The sequence below is a fragment of the Aestuarium zhoushanense genome (assembly GCF_056431045.1).
Map to the genome: position 1 here is coordinate 320,867 of NZ_JBWKMA010000015.1, position 17,232 is coordinate 338,098.

13 protein-coding genes are annotated in these 17,232 nt (G+C 56.4%); 7 read left to right on the forward strand and 6 right to left on the reverse strand.

Annotation, left to right across the window (positions count from 1 at the left end; genetic code table 11):
* Window positions 1–21: 21 nt before the first annotated feature.
* The gene (locus AC07ED_RS07325; RefSeq protein WP_105235185.1) at window positions 22–1,278 is read left to right on the forward strand and encodes a flavin-containing monooxygenase; all 1,257 of its coding nucleotides are present in this window, start codon (window positions 22–24) and stop codon (window positions 1,276–1,278) included.
* 13 nt (window positions 1,279–1,291) lie between these two features.
* The gene (locus AC07ED_RS07330) at window positions 1,292–2,056 is read left to right on the forward strand and encodes a carbon-nitrogen hydrolase family protein (protein ID WP_105235186.1); all 765 of its coding nucleotides are present in this window, start codon (window positions 1,292–1,294) and stop codon (window positions 2,054–2,056) included.
* Here the strand turns inward: AC07ED_RS07330 and AC07ED_RS07335 are convergent.
* From AC07ED_RS07335 to AC07ED_RS07350, 4 genes are all read right to left on the reverse strand, one after another.
* Complete coding sequence (locus tag AC07ED_RS07335) at window positions 2,043–3,725, reverse strand: amidase (protein WP_105235187.1); 1,683 nt, start codon at window positions 3,723–3,725, stop codon at window positions 2,043–2,045. The two genes, AC07ED_RS07330 and AC07ED_RS07335, sit on opposite strands and share 14 nt — an antisense overlap.
* A 446-nt stretch (window positions 3,726–4,171) precedes the next feature.
* On the reverse strand, window positions 4,172–4,699 hold the full coding sequence (locus AC07ED_RS07340) for an FRG domain-containing protein (RefSeq protein ID WP_158664514.1): 528 nt from the start codon (window positions 4,697–4,699) through the stop codon (window positions 4,172–4,174).
* Complete coding sequence (locus AC07ED_RS07345; RefSeq protein ID WP_158664515.1) at window positions 4,696–5,013, reverse strand: hypothetical protein; 318 nt, start codon at window positions 5,011–5,013, stop codon at window positions 4,696–4,698. Before AC07ED_RS07345 ends, AC07ED_RS07340 begins: the two co-directional genes overlap by 4 nt.
* 477 nt (window positions 5,014–5,490) lie before the next feature.
* A complete protein-coding gene (locus AC07ED_RS07350; protein ID WP_105235190.1) occupies window positions 5,491–6,114 on the reverse strand; it encodes a hypothetical protein in 624 nt (207 codons plus the stop codon).
* A gap of 282 nt (window positions 6,115–6,396) precedes the next feature.
* Between AC07ED_RS07350 and AC07ED_RS07355 the strand changes: the two genes are divergently transcribed.
* A complete protein-coding gene (locus AC07ED_RS07355; RefSeq protein ID WP_105235191.1) occupies window positions 6,397–7,704 on the forward strand; it encodes an MFS transporter in 1,308 nt (435 codons plus the stop codon).
* A 51-nt stretch (window positions 7,705–7,755) separates the two neighbouring features.
* Here AC07ED_RS07355 and AC07ED_RS07360 read toward each other — a convergent pair whose 3' ends face one another.
* Together AC07ED_RS07360 and AC07ED_RS07365 are read right to left on the reverse strand one after the other, a co-directional pair.
* Window positions 7,756–8,193, reverse strand: coding sequence for a c-type cytochrome (locus AC07ED_RS07360; RefSeq protein ID WP_105235192.1), 438 nt, complete (start codon window positions 8,191–8,193; stop codon window positions 7,756–7,758).
* Window positions 8,194–9,583: 1,390 nt separating this feature from the next.
* Window positions 9,584–10,603: a LacI family DNA-binding transcriptional regulator gene (locus tag AC07ED_RS07365; protein WP_105235195.1), complete on the reverse strand. Its 1,020-nt coding sequence runs from the start codon at window positions 10,601–10,603 to the stop codon at window positions 9,584–9,586.
* Window positions 10,604–10,724: 121 nt separating this feature from the next.
* On the opposite strand from AC07ED_RS07365, the gene AC07ED_RS07370 reads away from it, so the two are divergent.
* The 4 genes from AC07ED_RS07370 to AC07ED_RS07385 all read left to right on the forward strand — a co-directional run bounded on the left by AC07ED_RS07370 (window position 10,725) and on the right by AC07ED_RS07385 (window position 17,211).
* Window positions 10,725–11,669 carry a dihydrodipicolinate synthase family protein gene (locus tag AC07ED_RS07370; RefSeq protein ID WP_167668784.1) on the forward strand — a complete coding sequence of 315 codons (945 nt, stop codon included), beginning with the start codon at window positions 10,725–10,727 and terminating at the stop codon, window positions 11,667–11,669.
* 55 nt (window positions 11,670–11,724) lie between these two features.
* Window positions 11,725–12,711 carry a TAXI family TRAP transporter solute-binding subunit gene (locus tag AC07ED_RS07375; protein ID WP_105235196.1) on the forward strand — a complete coding sequence of 329 codons (987 nt, stop codon included), beginning with the start codon at window positions 11,725–11,727 and terminating at the stop codon, window positions 12,709–12,711.
* Between the two features lie 65 nt (window positions 12,712–12,776).
* Window positions 12,777–14,672: a TRAP transporter permease gene (locus tag AC07ED_RS07380; RefSeq protein WP_105235197.1), complete on the forward strand. Its 1,896-nt coding sequence runs from the start codon at window positions 12,777–12,779 to the stop codon at window positions 14,670–14,672.
* 865 nt (window positions 14,673–15,537) lie between these two features.
* The gene (locus tag AC07ED_RS07385) at window positions 15,538–17,211 is read left to right on the forward strand and encodes a recombinase family protein (protein ID WP_105236360.1); all 1,674 of its coding nucleotides are present in this window, start codon (window positions 15,538–15,540) and stop codon (window positions 17,209–17,211) included.
* Window positions 17,212–17,232: the final 21 nt, after the last annotated feature.

Here is a 17,232-nt window from a genome sequence, read left to right on the forward strand (position 1 = left end):
GCAACGAATGGGAGAACACAGATGGAAGTAATCGATACGGTTGTGGTTGGCGGCGGACAGGCTGGCATCGCGGCAAGCGAACACCTGACGAACAACGGTATTGAACATGTCGTCCTCGAAAGACACCGCATTGCAGAGCGGTGGCGGTCGGAACGCTGGGACTCTCTCGTGATGAATGGCCCCGCATGGCATGACCGTTTTCCGAACCTCGAATTCAACTGCCACCCTGACGCCTTCCCCGGTAAAGAGGACGTTGCCGATTACATGGTGGCCTATGCTAAGAAAATAGGCGCCCCGATCCGCACGGGCGTCGATGTGAAACGAGTGAGCAAAGTCAAAGGCGGTTCTAGCTTTATCGTGGAAACCTCTGAGGGCCAGATTGAGGCCCGCCATATCATTGCAGCGACGGGTCCGTTCCAGAAACCGATCATTCCCCCCATAGTCCCCACGGATGCGCCGATCTTTCAGATGCATTCCAACAGCTACCACAATCCCGAACAATTGCCCGAGGGGGCCGTTCTGGTTGTTGGCGCTGGGTCGTCGGGCACTCAAATCGCTGAGGAACTGCGCAAAGCTGGCCGCAAGGTCTATCTGTCCGTCGGTGCGCACGACCGCCCTCCGCGTCGGTATCGGAACCGCGATTTCGTTTGGTGGCTCGGCGTTCTGAACAAATGGAACGCTGACACCCCAAACCCTGGTACTGAACACGTCACCATCGCGGTCAGCGGGGCCGAGGGCGGCAAGACCGTGGATTTCCGTAGGCTCGCCCATGAGGGCCTAACCCTTGTTGGCATGACCAAAGGGTATTCCGACGGCACCGTGCAGTTTGAAAATGACCTCGTCCACAATGTGAACCGTGGCGATGCGAACTACCTGTCCGTTCTTGAAGAAGCAGACGCCTTTGTCGCGGCGAACGGCTTGGACCTTCCCGAAGAGCCAGAAGCAAAGATCATCCCACCTGATCCAGAGTGCATGGTGAACCCGATCCTTGACCTGAACCTCGCTGAACACGGGATCACGACAATTCTTTGGGCCACGGGGTATGCGCTGGATTATTCGTGGCTTGAGGCTGACACCTTTGATGAACGCGGCCGCCCGATCCATCAACGCGGCGTGAGCAAAGAAAGAGGGGTTTATTTCCTCGGCCTTCCATGGCTCACTCGGCGGGGGTCTGCCTTTATCTGGGGCGCGTGGCATGATGCAAAGTTTGTCGCCGACCAAATCCAGATCCAGCACAACTATTCGGGCTATCATGGTGAGGCCGAAGTCATATCGTAGAAGGAAATGATAGGTGAAAATCGGCGTTTATCAGGGCCATGCAGTTGGCAAAGACATTGAACATGCCTTTGCCGTGATTGAGGACACCCTCAAAGCGGCGTCAGCGGTTGGTACAGATATCGTCGTTTTCCCAGAGCTATTCATCCCCGGCTACAATCAACCCGACCTTCACCGCCCCCTCGCGCAGCCCTCTGGCGGTGAATGGGCACAACGGTTTGCATCTCTTGCCGCGACGCACTCTTGTGGCCTCGTCATCGGTTGGACAGAGAAGGACGGAGAGCGGATTTTCAACACCGCGTCAGCATTTGACGCGAGCGGCGCAAAGATCGGGCACTACCGCAAAATCCAGCTGTTCGGTCCCGTTGAAAAGTCGGTGTTTGAGTTCGGCGATAGTTATTGCACCTTTGACCTTGCAGGCACGAAAGTTGGCCTGCTGATTTGCTATGACATCGAATTTGCGCAGCATACGTGGGCGCTCCGTGAACTTGGTGTGGGCCTCCTGCTAATCCCCACCGCGAACCCGATTACCTTTGATAATGTCCCCGACCTTCTCGTCCCTGCGCGGGCTGCTGAGAATGGGATGGTGATTGCCTACGCGAACTACTGCGGGTCCGAAGGAAACGTCACCTACGGCGGCAAGTCCGTGATCGTCGATGGTAATGGGGCTGTCATTGCCCAAGCGGGCCGCAGTCCCGCGCTTCTATTCGCCGATCTCGCAGAAGTTGCACAGCCCCTCTCAACCCAACATCAGGACTACCGCGACATCAGTCGAACGTAGGAGGCACGCGATATTGCCCCGTCCGCTCAAACGCGGCCGCCAGCTGCAACAGCTTTACATCATCCCAGCCACGCCCAGCGAATGTCAGGCCAGCGGGCATACCGACATCTGAAAGCATCCCCATCGGCACTGTCACCGTCGGAATCCCCAAGTGACGGATCGCGAGGTTCCCATTGGCGACCCAGACCCCATTGCGCCATGCCCGATCAGCTGAGGCTGGGTTCATGTCGGCATCCGCAGGGCCAATGTCGGCGACCGCAGGGAAAATGACCGCATCTAGGTTTTGACGATCCATCCAGTCCTCTAGGTCGATCTTCCGTGTCGCCTCTAGCCCCCTGAACCCACCCTCAAGCTCTGGAATATCCAAGAAACTCTCGATGGGATGTGCCCGCGCGTGTTCGGGATACGTGGCTATATCATCGTCAAACCCGACATAGCGATCAGGGAGCGCACCTTTTGGTTGGGGGAAAATCTGGGCGCCGTCGACTTGGGCCAAACGGTTTAACTTTGGGTCATTGTTCGATCGCAAAAAATCATCCCACGCCCAAACCGAGAGGTCCATGATTTCGCGTTTCAGATACTCTGGCGTGACCAAGTTCCGCGTTTTGATCGATGGCGCCCCTACTCTGTCGCTCTCGTAGTTTGTGACAACAGGAAAGTCCGTCACAACAACGGTTCCGCCTGCGGCTTCAATCGCTCTGCGCGCCGCGTCGAACAGGTCGATCATCGATGCCCGCGTTTCGATCTTTTGCCCTGTTGGGCCGCCCATCCCCCCCTCGGGGTTCGATCCCGCCTCTGCGTCCTCGTTGATATACATCGCAGGCACGGCAAAGCGTTTCCCCTGAAGCGATGCCCCCTTAGTCAGGTCAGCATAAGAGACTGGCCGATGGTCCGACGCCTTGGGAATGTGAACCCACGGCTGGGATCGCCACAGGTCGCCCCGTGTGTTCGGATCATCCGCAACAATGACATCCAACACATCGAGCATATCCTCCATGCTCCGCGTATGCGGCACCACGACATCCATCGTCGGGACGAGAGGCCAGTTCCCGCGCACACTGATCACGCCACGGCTAGGGGTATAGGCGCATAAGCCGTTGTTCGCTGCAGGTGCGCGTCCGCTGCTCCACGTCTCTTCACCCAGACCAAAGGTCGCAAAGCTGGATGCTGTCGCGGTGCCCGACCCGTTCGACGATCCAGAGGCAAAGGCGGCAGTCAGATAATCGCGGTTATACGGGCTTTCCGCCCGTCCATAGAGACCACGCTGCATACCGCCATTCGCCATCGGTGGCATATTGGTTAACCCGATCAAGATCGCCCCCGCCGCACGCAATCGCTCAATCGCGAATGCATCGCCTGACGCGACCAAATCTGCAAAAGCAGGCGATCCACTTCCGACTGTGAGGCCCTTGGCCCGATAACTGTTCTTTGCCGTATAGGGAATACCATCGAGGCGCCCCAAGGTCTGCCCCTTTGCCCGCCTCGCGTCTGACGCTTTCGCCTCTTCCATCGCCGCAGGATTCAGAACAGGCACTGCATTCAAACGGGGCCCAGACCGATCATAGCGTTGGATACGGTCCAAGCACTCTTCAACCAGCGAAACAGCCGTCACCTCGCCCGCATCCAACATTTTGGCGAGGTCGCGAATTGATGTCTCGACAATGGTCATGGCTGTTTCCTTTCAGTCCGCGACCACAGTCCTACTGGAAGAAAACTTGAGCAAGTTAAAAGAACACCTATTGGGTTCAGGCGCTCAGAAGGCCTTTGACTTTAGCTGTCCGTCGAAAATTCTCGGAAAATCCTGACGATAGAAGTCGATCAGCCGATTCTCTCGGGTTAGCAGAAACCTCAGAGGGTAAGGTAAACCAGCAGATGGCAGGCTTTGCTGGTTTTTGACACACAATGTTCAGTGCGTATTTTGATGACATAAAGGGCGGGGCGCGGTCATTAGCTGCGCCCTGAACGAACGGCAAGTATGCGTAGGTAAGCGGACTTTGCAAAGTCTAATAGGTTTCTCAATAGCGTTCTTTTGTGCAGCAGGCCGCTAAAGAAGGGTGAGCACCCCACAATATTCTCTCGTAATTTGAAGCAGAGATAGATTATCCAGGGAGAAGTTCACATTCTCCACACTCCCCCAAGCTGCTTCTTGTGCGCATCCATAATACTGTCTCCGATTCCTTGAAGCCCCGGAAAAAGAACGCTTTTATCCACGCCAAATGCAATGAGCTCGGCTAGCAAATTATACTTTGCTTTCTTCGGAATAGTTACCTTTACGAATGAAGACAATTGTCCTGTCGAAGAGTAGCTGTCGCATTCATTTCGATCCCATTCTATGAGATCCCTATCATCAAGGCTCACATACTGATGTTCATTTTCTAAGAATGGCTGAATGGTGAATACAGATTTTTGGGCGGCCACGCGCCCATCGAATAGCGGCGCCTCAAATTTTATTATTCTATCGACGTCACCAACACTGTCTAAGCTGCGCGTCAAAAGATCGGGCTGCAAGAAGCCACCATTAACACCTATTGCATAGATCGATGCATCAACTTCCGAGCAAGATGCTACGGCAAAGAACAAAGCAACAAGCGGGTCTCTCGACCAGTCCAAAAGGCGCGTAGCAACACCATAGTGCTGCATCATGCACAGATCGTACAACATGTTTGATGACGGTTTGATGCCGTGTGCCTGCGCTTTGTGAAAGAAACGCTGGTGAAAAAAGCCTCGTCATTGTCGCAGTTAGCAAAATGACGGGGTCCAGAACCGTCTAGGTAGACCGTCTTGTCTTGGCTGACGTCACTGCGGTACAGGCCAGGTACTAATTTCCAAGATGCATCGGCATGTCCACGAAAAATTTTTCCATGGACGCCTGCCCCGCCATCTGAAAGGGCACTGAGCACATCGGCGACATGCGCGCCGTGGAGGGTTTTCTCAATTTTGGTGTATGGCTCATTCATCCTAAGATAATGCGATCAAGCTTGATGCAACTTCAAGTGCCCTCAGTTAAGGTCGTGAACATTAGGTCTGTACAAGCAGTGACGACGAATGGCCGAATTGAGCCCGAGCGGCCGTGTAGATCGCAAAGCTATGGTCGCGCGCTCGATGATGACCTTATGTAAGGTTTCGCCCGAGGCTTCTGGCTAAAGCGCAAACTACAGTCATCCGAACACCGGGAACGTCAATGCGGTCATTGGCGCAGAAACAGTGAAGACCCGACTGGGTCCCGCAGATTTTGAGTTGGCAACCAACGCGGCGAAGATCAACTGTCGCTTAGTGACGCTACAGGTCTTGAGTTTGCTTTGGGCTGGAAGTGGTCATCAACCTCGCGTGGCTCGAATGCCAGCGCTGGGCCGTTAGCAACGTCATACACAAGGGACGGGACAGCCGACATTCGCTGCAACATGGACGAATGACCGCAAGCTAGATACACGCTTTTAAGGAATTGCGCACCAGCCGGTGGCAATCAGTTGACCTGCGATGATCAGACCTGCACCCGCGCCGCCCGTAGCCACAGCAACGCCCATTGCACCTGCCATAACGCCTAGCGCGCAAACATTGAGCTTGTTTGGATCGCTTGCATCCATGACCTCGATCAACGCGCGTGAACCAGATATCGCCGTTGATCCCATGTCTGGCATCTCAACAGGCTGACCGTTGTCATATTCGAAAACAGGGCCGTCTATAGGCATGGCTTTCAGCGCAGACCACGAAAGGTTCGAAAATTGATGGCGAGACAAGGTTAGCGCAGAAATCGCATTTCCATCGAGATCACCGGTGATCCGTGCGCCATCATCTTCTGGTGTCATGGAAAATTTCAGTGTTTGGCGCGTACCAGACTCCGCCCAAAATACTGTCGTTAACTCAGCTGAACCATCTGCCAACACGATACCGGATTGCTCTACGACAGCTCTGCCACCCACCGTTAGCAGTCCCGAATAGGATGTCTCACGGCTCACCTCGGATTGAGATCTACTGGCCCACAGAACAACATCAACGCCGTTGGCATTGGCCTTTTCAAATACCGTCTCCGACATGAATTTTGGTGCAGTAGCTGTCATGGTTTCCCACTCCTTCCCTATGCTTTGAGACAATCATAGAGGGAATACATCGTTCTGAAAACATTTTTAAATGATCAAAAAATACTCCGCCAATGCCAAGGCACACGTCGCGTTGAACTCACTTACTGGTACGTAATTGAATTTAAATGACGGTCCTCACGGACAAGACCGCACAATTCGGTCATAATAAGATTGACCCATTCTCAAATATCGCCCCCTCTGATTGTGTAACGAAGGCGATACCTTCAGAGCGCGCATTTAATCTTAGTAAGGGCGGTCCACATGCTCGCGATCCTTAGCAACCGAACCTATCGGCACCTGTTCGCGGCTCAAGTGATCGCTTTGATCGGCACTGGGCTGGCGACGGTCGCTCTAGGGCTGCTGGCCTGGCAACTAGCTAAGGATGACGCTGGTTTGGTCCTTGGCACGGCGCTCGCGATTAAGATGATCGCCTATGTGACCTTGGCCCCTATTGCTGCTGCGTTCGCTGATCGTATCCCGCGCCGCACCATGCTCGTGTCACTTGATCTGATAAGGGCGGCTATCGCGCTGTTCCTTCCTTTCGTCGCCGAGGCGTGGCAGGTCTATCTACTGATCTTCTTCCTTCAGGCTGCATCGGCAGGCTTTACGCCAACCTTTCAAGCAACCATTCCAGATGTCCTTCCTGATGAGGCCGATTATACACGTGCGCTCTCCCTCTCTCGGTTGGCCTATGATTTAGAGAGCCTTCTTTCGCCTATATTGGCGGCAGCCCTCCTCACCGTCGTCAGCTTTCCCGTATTATTCGGAGGAACCGTGATCGGTTTCACGGTTTCTGCCGCTCTGGTCCTGACCGTCACTTTACCTTCCGCACGCGCCAGCACTCGGCGTGGAATTTGGGACCAAACGACCAGAGGCATCCGTATTTACCTCGCCACTCCACGGCTTCGAGGCCTGCTAGCGCTGAACCTCACGGTCGCCGCTGCCGGCGCGATGGTCATCGTGAACACAATCGTCATCGTCAAAAGCCGCTTCGGTCTGGGCGAACCAGAGGTGGCCCTTGCGCTGGCGGCCTTTGGGGGCGGTTCAATGATCGCCGCCCTGTTTCTTCCGCGCGTCCTTGATCGGTTAGAAGATCGCCCACCGATGTTAATCGGCGCTGCACTTCTCATGATCGGAACACCCCTTGGGTATTTGGTGACAACGCTGCCTTTGCTAATCGGACTCTGGCTTGTGCTTGGCTTTGGATACAGCCTGACCCAGACGCCATCAGGTCGACTGCTTCGCAAGAGCGCCCAAGCCGAGGATCGCCCAGCAATCTTTGCCGCACAATTCGCGCTGAGCCATACCTGCTGGCTGATCACTTACCCGCTCGCCGGACGGTTCGGAGCAGGTTTCGGCCTCGATGTGACCTTCCTCCTTATGGGCGCTATCGCGGCCTTTGGGTTCATCAGCGCGATGATCCTATGGCCTACGAATGACCCGCAGGTGATGGAACATGACCACAGCGACCTTCCACCCGATCACCCCCACCTACGGGATCACGGCAAAACCCACTCTCACCCTCTAATCATCGACGACCTTCATCGCCATTGGCCGCGTGGAGCGTAGGACCGCCAGAGCACTTGAACGACCAAACACTCTGGCAGGTCATTTTTATCCTCAGTTGATCCCGTTAGCGCGTTGCAATTCGCGGACATAGGCGACGATCGCAGTCACATCGCTGTTCGTCACGCCCGCTTGCGGTGGCATGTTCCCAAACGGCCAATGGTGCGCCTGCACTCCGTTCTGAACAGCCATCAGAAACGCCATATCGCCGTGGTGATTGGTTTCATAAATTGGGTGAATCAACGGCGGCCCAAATCCCATCTTACCCGTCGCATTACTGCCGTGACAGGCGGCACATACCGCATCATAGGCCGTCTTGCCGAGCTGCGCCTGAGCCGACAATTGATCAGGCACCACAATACTGACGAGCGGGGCGCCTTCTGGAGGCAGTGTCGTTTCAGACGTAGAGGGGACTGGTGTCTCGGGGATTGCCACGTATGCGGCGACACAAAGGGCTGCAATGGCAGCGGCCACAATGAGTAGTTTTTTCATGATCATATCCTGAATTGCCCTGCAATGACACAGGGTTGAAAAGCCTTGGAACCGGAATGGCTCCATTTGATTTCAAATGATCAGGCGCGTGGAGGTGGAAGGTCCGATTGCGGACGCACACTCCGCCATGTGCGTCCGATTTGCACCGAATGAGCCAACGCTATCGGTTCCGCCGACCAACTGTCCACACTCGGAATAAGTGCGCTGAATAAACAACATTGGGCCGTCGCACAGGTCATCCCATGCTCCGCCACATCAGTTATGACCTGGGAATGGTCTGGACAGTCATCACAATCAATCATCGCCATATCATGCCCAGAATACGCCTGCCCCAAGCTCGGCGAAACGAGCATGGCAGACGTGAGCAGCAACAGAATGGCAAAGAGAAAGCGCAAAAGGAGTCCCAATTGTTAGGCACCAAACTATGGCCTTGATTGTCGCCTCTGGTCAATGGGAGGAGTCGTTGATCACGTCATTGGGACGGCTGATCGTCCTTCTGCCTATGTCAGGATTGTCCTGAACAGCTGTTCAGGATCGGGAACTTACTCCCATGTGCAAAGCCATGCCGCACAATGCCTCGAATGACTGCACTGGGGAAAATGCACTACGGCGATCACCGTCCCGGCGAATGCCAGCTCTGGGCCGTTGCTACTTAGGACCCAATCTCCCAAACATTGGCCGCGAACTTCTCCAAAGGGCATCCTCAATATCTTGGATTAGTGATGCTTCGACGGCTCCACGAACGGCAAAGACTTCCACGCTCACGCGATTATCTGCATCTGGACACCATAGATGCATTTTTAGAGCATAGGTGCCTCTGGCACAGGTGTGCAAATGTTGCTGAAGCCTCTGCCCAATTTTCCGGGAACTTCCGACATAGACAGCAGTGCTATTGGCAACATTGTTGTTTCGCGTAAGAACGTGCCCGTCTTGTGGTTCGTAGCCCACAAAAGCGTTTCGCAACCTGCTTGCACCGGCTTGGTTATTCACGGTGATCCGGTAGATGGCAGCAGAGTTGATCCCTTTGCCGAGCAATGGTCTAATCCGAGCGCTGATAGCATCAGGTCCAAATCCGGTTCTAATTTCCTCGAAAGAGAAATTTAGCCGAACTACATCTTCAAACTGCATGCCATTTAGGGCAGCAGCTCGAAGCTCGAGGTCATTGCGCGCTTGGTCCAGTACGGCCTCAGTAATCAAGACACCGCTCTCCTCTCTATCGGACGGAAAGTACTATGCATTCGAAAGTACGGCGGTATGTTGCGGTGTGCAACCTTTGGCTCAATGTCTGCGTTGAATGTCCGCATTGTGAGCTGCAGTTGCAGCATTTTGAAGACAGGGCCGACGGCAGCAATGGGCCGAAAATGTCTTAGAAACAGTTCATGCGGCGAATTCAAATGCGACGCGTGGATGCTCTCGGGATCAAAGTAGGCATAGCGCATTTTGCCGTGCCGGCGCTTTCGTCATCAAGCAAAAGTTCGATTGCTTCGGTCGCTATTTGTTCGAAGGGAACGTGGACAGTCGTCAGCGGCGTGGGCAGTAAAGCGGTCAGCGGGATATCGTTGTAGCCCACGACGGAGATATCTTCGGGAACGCGTTTGCCGATGGTCTGGAGTTCGGACAAGGCACCAATGGCAGTGTTGTCGTTCACAGCAAAAATGGCGGTCAGGTCGGGTGCCATGTCGATCAGCTGGCGAGCCGCGACGGCTCCGGATTCCATGCTAAAGGCGGCCTCGATGGTCAGGCGGTCGGCGATGGGGATGCCTGCTTCGGTCATGGCTTTGTGGTATCCTGCCAGTCGGCCTGCTGCGCTCGAGGCATAGGACGGGCCGCCGATCAGGCCGATGCGTCGGTGGCCCAGATCCAGAAGATGGCGCGTGGCAAGGTAGCCGCCAAGTTCGTCATCCCCGATCGACGATTTGCTGTGCCCGTCGGTCCGCAGGGCCAGCACATAGGGCACATCACGTTCCGTCAGATCGGTGGTGAAACGGTCATCCAGTCGCGCGGTCGAAAGCACCAGACCGTCCACCCCGCGTTTGAGCAGGGTCTCGGCCGCATTGCGCATGGCGTCGGGCGTGTCGTCGGTGGTCGCGACGATAGCGAACAGACTCTTGCGGGCGGCGGCTTTTTGCAAGGCTTCATAGAGCATCGCCATCACCGTGTCGGTCAGACGCGGGACGATCACGCCGATCATGCCGGTCTTACCGCGTCGCAGACTGGCGGCAGACATATCGCGCACATAGCCAAGTTCGGCCGCGATACGGCGGACATTGCGCGCGGTATCGCTGTCGGACTTTGGCAGGCGTTCGTCCAAAAACCTGGAAACACTGGACTTTGACACACCTGCGGCCTTGGCCACATCAAGGATCGTGACCCGTGCTGCGGTGCCTTTTGTCTTGTCTTCGGTAGTCATCGCGGCCCTCGGTCAATGCTCGTCGTTATCGTTATCAGATTTCTAGCACTTGACAGAACACTTTCGCAATGCATTTTTGGGAACGTTCCCACAACCGTTCCCAAATGGAGGAGAATTGAACATGAACCCGATGGACCTGCGCGGTCTGAACCCCGCCCCCGTAACCGTTTTCAAGAAAGACGGGTCGCTGGACATCGACGCTAACGTACGTCTGGCCAAGTGGCTGACCTCGTTTGCCGACGTCAAATCGCTGGTGATCCTTGGTCACGCCGGCGAGGGTACGTTCCTGACGACCGACGAACGTCTGGAGTTGATCCGCGCCTACAAGGATGCCGTGGATGTGCCGATCATCGCGGGCATCACCGGTGAAGGCACCAAGGTTGCCGCCGAAGAGGCCAAGCGGTCGTTCGATGCCGGTGCGACCGGTGCGCTGGTCTATCCGAACCACGGCTGGCTGCGGTTCGGGTTCCAGAAGGGCGCTCCGCAGGACCGCTATAAGGCGATCTACGAAGAGGGCGGCCTACAGACCATCCTGTTCCAGTACCCCGATGCGACCAAGGCGTCTTACGATCTGGATACCCAGCTGGACATCGCCGCGCAGGAAGGTTGCGTCGCGACCAAGAACGGCGTGCGCAACATGAAGCGCTGGTACGTCGAGATCCCCGCGCTGAAGAATGCGCAGCCGGACCTTCAGGTGTTGTCGTGTCATGACGAATGGCTGCTGCCGACCATGTTCGACGTGGACGGTCTGCTGGTCGGTTACGGCAACATCGCGCCGGAACTGCTGATCGACCTGATTAAGGCGGGCAAGGCGCAGGACTACCCCGAAGCCCGCCGTATTTTCGAGCAGCTTCTGCCTGTGACCCGCGCGGTCTACCACCGCGGCTCGCATATGGAGGGCACGGTTGCCCTGAAGCTGGGTCTGGTCAAGCGTGGCGTTCTGGACCACGCCACGATCCGCGAGCCGCTCAAGGATCTGGGTGCAGCCGCAGAGCAGGAAATCTTTGCCGCCTTCGACGCCGCCGGTATCGGACGTGTCGATGCCGATCTGCTGGCAGCCGAATGATCGATTGCCCCCGTCAGACCTACGGGGGCATATACATAACAAGGGAGGAGAGAGAATGTTTGGATTCATCAACAAGGTTACCTTGTCGGCGCTGGTCGCACTGGCTGCGGGGGGCGCGGTCGCGCAAGATGTGCGGATCGGTGCGATGCGCGAGGGATCGTCGTGGTATGTGTTCGCGGCCACGCTAGAGCAGATTATCGAGCCGATCCTGGGGGATAATTCCGTCGAGGTGATCGCGCGCGGCGGCGGTGTGGCAAACCCGCTTGTGGTGCAGGGCGGCAATGCCGAGATCGCGCTATCGAACGTGGCGACGGCCATCTGGGCCTATGAGGGTGCCGATGTCTATGAAGGCCGCAGCGCGCCGGACATCCGCGCGTTGGTCGGCGGGCTGAACGATGTCTATGTCGGTGTGCTCGCACGCAACGATTTCCTGACCGCGCGCGGTGCGACCGATCTGGACGACATCCTGTCGTCGGACCAGCCGATCCGCGTTCTGATGAAGCCGGTCGGATCGTCAGCAGTGCCTGTTGCCGACATGATCTTTGCCGCCGCAGGCACCAGCGCCGACGAGATCAAGGCCAACGGCGGTGACATCATCCAGGTCGATACCGGCCAGATCGCGGATATGATCCGCAACGGCGCGGCCGACGTCTATATCGACACGATGATTAAAGGCCATCCGACGATCACCGAGGTCGCGCTGACCACACCGGTGACTTTCCTTGATCTGCCGGACGGGATTGCCGCCCATGCGAATGACCTGGGGCTCGAGATCGGAACATACGGGCCGTGGTTCGAAGGCCAGACGGCAGCAGCGACAGGGGCGAACCTTGGTACAGTGTTGATCGCGAGTGCATCGCTGGACGAGGAAAAGGCCTATCAGATCACCAAGGCGATTATCGAGAACGCAGCCGTGCTCCAGTCATCGCACGCGGCTTTTGCCCGTTTCGATCCGGCGGTGGCTGCCGACATCTCGAACACGGGTATTCCTCTGCATCCCGGCGCCGAGCGGTATTTCCGCGAAGCCGGTCTGATCCAGTGAACAGATTTCCGGCGGCGTCTTTGCGCCGCCGGTCCCATTGATCTGCAAACTCTGGGGAGGAGTCCATGTCCGCAGGACAACCACATAACGCAGCCCGCTATTCGGCCTTTGCCGTCGGCTGTGTCTTTATCGCGTTTCAGGCCTGGATCCTGTACGCCCCACAACAACCCCTGTTCGAACGGCCAATCCACCTGGGCGCGGCACTGATCCTGCTGTTCCTCTACAAACCGCTAGGTGGTCCACTGCCGCGTGCGGCGCGGGTAGCGATCGATCTGATGCTGATCGCTGCCTCGGTTGCGGTGACGGCCTATTATCTGGTGGATTTCGACCGTCTGACATCTCGCATGGAAAACGTCGATCCTGTTCTGGGGCGGGATATCCTTGCTGGCATCGCGCTGGTCGCGCTGCTGCTCGAAGGTGCGCGTCGCGCGGTCGGGATGATCCTTGTTTATGTGTTGGTGGTATTTATCGCCTATGCGTTCTGGGGCAATCTGTTACCTGGCTGGATCGGGTTTCGCGGTTTCGGCCTGCCTGCCGCGATCGAGATCAGCACCATGTCCACAGCGGGCGTGTTGGGGATCACCACCTCGACCTCGGTCGGTTTCATCTTCTACTTTATCCTGTTCGGCGCGTTCTACGGCGCGGTCGGCGGCGGGCAGTTGTTTATCGACCTCGCCATCCGTCTGGCGGGACGGGCGACAGGTGGAACGGCAAAGGCGGCCATTATCGGGTCGTCGCTGATGGGGTCCATTTCGGGGTCCGCAGTGGCGAACGTAGTATCGACCGGCGTCTTTACCATCCCGCTGATGAAGCGCACCGGCATTCCCGACCACCGTGCCGCAGGGATCGAGGCAATTGCCTCGACCGGCGGACAGCTGATGCCGCCGGTGATGGGTGTCGCCGCTTTCATCATGGCGGAAATGCTGGGCATGCCTTACGCCAAGTTGGCGCTTGCCGGTCTGATCCCCGCGCTGGCGTTCTACATCGCGCTGTTGATGGTGGTTGACCTGTCTTCGCGGCGCGAAGGTATTCGCGCCCTGACCGAGGAAGAGATCAACGACACTGCTCCAATCCTGCCGCGCCTGCATCTGATCCTCCCGCCGGTGTTGTTGATCGGGCTTCTGGTCAGCGGCTATTCCGCCAGCTACGCCGCCGTGATCGCATCGGTCGTGTCGCTCGGCGTGCCGTTCCTACGCCGCAACACGTGGATCGGGCGGGCGCAATTTGCCGAAGCCTTCCGCGAGGCACCGCGTCAGGCGGCCGACGTGGCAATCCCGATTGCTGCCATCGGGTTGGTCATCGCAGTGGCGGTGCAGTCCAATCTTGCACTGAAGTTCGCGACATCTTTGGTAAGCCTGTCTGAAGGGTCGATCTATGCCTCGCTCACTCTGGCTATGGTCGGGTGTATCGTGATGGGGATGGGCCTGCCGACGGTCGCGGCCTATATCATCGGCGCGGTACTGTTCGTTCCCGCCATTCAGGATCTGGGCGTGACACCCTTGGCAGCGCATTTCTTCATCTTCTACTACTGCGTGCTGTCGATGGTGACGCCGCCGGTCGCGCTGGCTTCGTTTGCGGCTGCGGCAGTCGGGCAGGCCTCGACGGTCAAGACCAGCCTGTCGGCCTTTGGTCTGAGCCTCGTGGCGTTCTTCGTGCCCTTCGGGTTCGTGTTCGACACAGGTATCCTGTGGCAGGGAACATACGCCGCAATCGCGCTGTCTGCCTTTGGGTTGCTGGTTGCGACGGCCTTGTGGGCAGTGGCTTTTGGCGGGTGGTGCATGCGGCCATTATCGATGGCGAGCCGCATCGTGATCGGAGCCGCCGGACTATGCGCAGTGATCGCCCCTTCGGGATCGGTTGTCTGGCTGGGCGGGTTGGTGATCGGCTGGGGCTGCGTGGTGATACTGGCGGTTTTTGCCAAGTTACCGCCAAGTCGATGGCAAGCGATCGCTTTTATATGATTTTGAAATGGCCCGACAGAGTTCGGGCCTTTCTCTTGTATCGAGTTCTCGCGACCGATGCGGGCAGCGCTTCGCCAGGTTCTGGAGGTTTGAAGCCGCTTGTATTTCGGAAGGACGGCACCGAACCTGATTTGGGTGTCGGCTTTTGATGCCCATGAGGCTTGCCTGATTGGCTTTCCTTCAGCGCCCTAAAGGGCAGAGCTGATGTCCAAAAGGATCCTCTACTATTGAGGCGGGCGAAGGTGGCTTGACCCACGAAAGAGCCCTGCGAGAGATATAACGAAATGCGTATTTTCTCCGTCTTCTGTCAAAACCATACTGCGAGATGCAACTAATGACCGCTTAGGTGTTTGGCTGAATTTGCGGAAGGCATACTCCTCATGTCCGCTTTGGGCCGAAATTGTCTTGGAAACAGTTCATGCGGCGAATTCAAATGCGACGCGTGGATGCTCTCGGGATCAAAGTAGGCATAGCGCATTTCGCCGTGCCGGCGCTTTCATCATCCAAGCAAAATCAACGCGTTAGGAACTCTCGTGGTTCGCAAAGAGTTTTCCGGATTTTAGGGGGAGCAATCCACAATTCTGAGAAGGGAGCAATGTTGGAAGGGCTTCCGCGGCCATCTGCGCACCCTTTACCTTAGGCCTATCGAGCAAAGGCATCAGGTAAATTGAACGTGGCAGAAGCAGGCAGGCATACAATGAACGAGAGGGGGACGCAGGTTTCCCCTCGTTCGGGGCTTGCAACTTCCACGCAAGTAAAGGATGCTCAGAGCAACTTCCGTAGATTGATTACAGCACTCGCCCTCGAGCTGGCCCGACAGGACCACGCTGAGGAAGAGCGCTGAGTTTTCAGAAGGAAGTTTGAGATGAATATCCCTCCCCGCGCTGTTATCTACGCCCGCTATTCCAGCGACCTTCAACGCGATGCCTCGATTGAGGATCAGATCCGACTGTGCCGTGAGTATGCCCACCGTCAAGGGATTGAGATCGTCGGCACCTACAGTGATCGCGCGACCTCTGGTGCGAGCCTCATGCGCCCAGGCATCCAATCCCTTATCCGGGATGCACAAAATGGGATGTTCAACCTGGTCATTTCCGAAGCGCTCGACCGCCTATCCCGCAATCAGGCCGATATCGCCTCACTCTATCAACGGTTCCAATTTCTGGGATGCATGATCGAGACCACCTCGGAAGGGGCCATCTCTGAGATGCAGATCGGCTTTAAGGGCACCATGAACGCGTTGTTCCTCAAAGACCTTGCAGCAAAGACGCGACGCGGCCTCAAAGGACGCGCCATGGCGGGTAAAAACACCGGCGGGAAGACCTACGGCTACGACAACATCATCAAATATGATGAGATAGGCGAACCAATCCGAGGGGATCGTAAGATCAACCCAATACAGGCGGCCATCGTGCGTCGCATTTTCAAAGACTACGCTGCAGGTATTTCGCCCCGTAAGATCGCGGAGGACCTCAACAAAGAACGCGTCCCTGGTCCAACGGGCCGCGTATGGGGACAATCAACGATCCACGGAAACCGAGAGCGTGGAACAGGCATCCTCAATAATGAACTCTATATCGGACGCCAAATCTGGAACCGCCTCACCTATGTAAAAGATCCGGACACAGGCAAACGAGTATCGCGCCTAAATCCAGAGTCTGAGTGGACGATCACCGATGTCCCAAATCTTCGCATTCTAGATGACGATCTTTGGAACGCTGCCCGATCTCGCCAAGGCGCCCTGAAGACCAAGGATACTGACGTCCCCGTTTGGGACCGCCGTCGGCCTAAGACCCTGTTCTCAGGACTAATGACATGTGGATGCTGTGGTGGTGGGTTCTCAAAGGTAAGCCAAACGCAGTTTGGCTGTTCAACTGCCCGCAATAAGGGTCCCGCGCTCTGCACCAACCGCCTCACGATCAGCCAATCCGCCCTAGAGACGCTCATTCTCTCCGCATTGGAGGAGAACCTCGTCAGCGAAGAAGCCCTAGCACAGCTGTGTGAAGACTATACGCGCGAACGCAACCGCATCCGCGAAGAAGCCTCCCAAAATCGATCCACCCTCGAGAAAGAACTGGCTACAGTCATTCGTGATCATGCCAAACTTGTAGAGGCGATTATCGCTGGGGTGCCAGCTGAGCAGATCAAAGACCGAATGATCGGCCTAGACGACCGACGCAAAGAATTAGAGCGTAGACTCAGCGCCACCCCTGCCCCTGATCCCATTCGGTTTTATCCAAAGATGGCAGCGACCTTCAAATTAAGAGTTAAGACGCTCATTGCTCAACTCGGCCATTCAGGAGATGCCCTAGAAGCCAAAGAAGTGCTCCGTTCTCTTGTTGATCGGATCACTCTGACACCAAATCAAGAGACTGGTAAGCTATCTGTGTTCCTCAAAGGCGGCCTCGCCGCGGTACTGAAGCTTTCGATGGGGCAAACGCCGACAGCCCCTTTTTGGGGTCTACAAGGTACTGATATTGTAAATGAATTAGTTTTGGTTGCGGGGGTAGGATTTGAACCTACGACCTTCAGGTTATGAGCCTGACGAGCTACCGGGCTG

What these genes read in the sequence shown, in the direction of transcription:
- AC07ED_RS07370 (WP_167668784.1), top strand. Translation starts at nt 10,725, where the DNA reads ATGAACCCGATGGACCTGCGCGGTCTGAACCCCGCCCCCGTAACCGTT.
- AC07ED_RS07350 (WP_105235190.1), bottom strand. Translation starts at nt 6,114, where the DNA reads ATGACAGCTACTGCACCAAAATTCATGTCGGAGACGGTATTTGAAAAG.
- AC07ED_RS07375 (WP_105235196.1), top strand. Translation starts at nt 11,725, where the DNA reads ATGTTTGGATTCATCAACAAGGTTACCTTGTCGGCGCTGGTCGCACTG.
- AC07ED_RS07380 (WP_105235197.1), top strand. Translation starts at nt 12,777, where the DNA reads ATGTCCGCAGGACAACCACATAACGCAGCCCGCTATTCGGCCTTTGCC.
- AC07ED_RS07360 (WP_105235192.1), bottom strand. Translation starts at nt 8,193, where the DNA reads ATGAAAAAACTACTCATTGTGGCCGCTGCCATTGCAGCCCTTTGTGTC.
- AC07ED_RS07385 (WP_105236360.1), top strand. Translation starts at nt 15,538, where the DNA reads ATGAATATCCCTCCCCGCGCTGTTATCTACGCCCGCTATTCCAGCGAC.
- AC07ED_RS07325 (WP_105235185.1), top strand. Translation starts at nt 22, where the DNA reads ATGGAAGTAATCGATACGGTTGTGGTTGGCGGCGGACAGGCTGGCATC.
- AC07ED_RS07365 (WP_105235195.1), bottom strand. Translation starts at nt 10,603, where the DNA reads ATGACTACCGAAGACAAGACAAAAGGCACCGCAGCACGGGTCACGATC.
- AC07ED_RS07335 (WP_105235187.1), bottom strand. Translation starts at nt 3,725, where the DNA reads ATGACCATTGTCGAGACATCAATTCGCGACCTCGCCAAAATGTTGGAT.
- AC07ED_RS07355 (WP_105235191.1), top strand. Translation starts at nt 6,397, where the DNA reads ATGCTCGCGATCCTTAGCAACCGAACCTATCGGCACCTGTTCGCGGCT.
- AC07ED_RS07345 (WP_158664515.1), bottom strand. Translation starts at nt 5,013, where the DNA reads ATGAATGAGCCATACACCAAAATTGAGAAAACCCTCCACGGCGCGCAT.
- AC07ED_RS07340 (WP_158664514.1), bottom strand. Translation starts at nt 4,699, where the DNA reads ATGATGCAGCACTATGGTGTTGCTACGCGCCTTTTGGACTGGTCGAGA.